This window comes from Sulfitobacter undariae, assembly GCF_014196805.1.
Lineage (GTDB): Bacteria > Pseudomonadota > Alphaproteobacteria > Rhodobacterales > Rhodobacteraceae > Sulfitobacter > Sulfitobacter undariae.
On sequence record NZ_JACIEI010000041.1, the window covers coordinates 1 to 1,375 of the forward strand.

Consider the following 1,375-nt stretch of genomic DNA (forward strand, 5'->3'; position numbering starts at 1 on the left):
CGACATGGTGTGATTGCGGCGGCCGCTCTCCAGTGGCGAACGAGGTCCTGTTACATTGGCCTCATGGAAACAAGCCGTGAGGAGAACGACCATGACGCATTATGCAGGATTAGACGTATCGCTCAAAGAAGTTTCGATATGTGTTGTTGATGACGATGGGGAGGTTGTGGCGCAGGGCACCGCGCCAGCTGATCCGGAAGGAGTGGCAGGTTGGTTTAAGAACCGATCCCTGACCCCAAAGCGTATCATCCATGAAAGTGGGCAGCTTTCGATCTGGTTGCAGCGCGGGATGGTGCAGATGGGTTTACCTGCGATCTGCATTGATGCCCGCAAGGCTCACAAAAGCTTATCCGCTCGGTTGAACAAATCCGACAGCTCCGACGCAGAAGGTCTGGCCCAACTCGCGCGGATGAACTGGTTCACGCCGGTTCACATTCGCAGTGAAGAGTCTGATCGGTTGCGGGCGTTGGTCGGAGGGCGAGAGCGTATGATCCGTCTGCGCAAGGATCTGGAAGGTCATATTCGGGGCGTTTTGAAAGCCTTCGGTATCCGCATGACGGGGATCAGTCAGGCGCAACAAAGGCAAGGGTTCCGTGATCAACTTGCCGCAGCTGGCGAAACCGATCCGGTGCTGCGCACCATCGCAGACGGGTTCATCGCCGCTCACATCACGCTGTGCAACGCGACCGCTGACTTTGATGCCGCATTGAGAGCGAAGTCGAAAAGCAATCCCATCACGCGCCGCCTCATGACCATTCCAGGCGTTGGTCCGATTGTATCACTCAGTTTTGCAGCACTCATCGACGATCCTAACCGGTTCAGTAAAACTTCAGATGTGGGGGCTTTTCTCGGTTTAACGCCGAGGCGTCACCAATCGGGTGAAATGGATTGGTCTGGCCGTGTCTCAAAATGTGGAGATGCCGGAATGCGTGGGCTTCTTTTTGAAGCGGCGTCCTGCGTCATCAGGCAAGTGAAGCGCTTCTCGGCGCTGAAGTCTTGGGCCGTTCGACTGGCTGGGCGGCGGGGCTTCCGCAAAGCCGCCGTTGCCACTGCGCGCAAGATTGCAGTGTTGATGCTGACGCTCTGGAAATCAGGAACCGACTATCAATGGACACATGAGGCCACTGCCTGAACTGAATTCTCGCCCGACGGGCGGGAAGCGAAGTCCCGACGGGACGGAGGTAAATCGATCTCGTAAAAACGGTTGGGACGTGGCGGTTGCCACATAACCCGCAAACGACATTGGAGACGATCCACCACCGAAAACCATCATGAGGCGCTGACAAACACGATGGCCGCGACCTCGGAGAGAACCATGACCCCGAACGGACAGATCGCAATCCCGCTTGACAAGGCCGCAAACAGAGAACCGTTT

The 1,375-nt window shown here is 56.6% G+C and carries 1 protein-coding gene; it reads left to right on the forward strand.

All coding sequences use genetic code 11. The features are described 5' to 3' along the window. The first annotated feature begins 91 nt into the window (after positions 1 to 91). Positions 92 to 1,132: an IS110 family RNA-guided transposase gene (locus GGR95_RS18790; RefSeq protein WP_050527168.1), complete on the forward strand. Its 1,041-nt coding sequence runs from the start codon at positions 92 to 94 to the stop codon at positions 1,130 to 1,132. The last annotated feature ends 243 nt before the right edge of the window (positions 1,133 to 1,375 follow it).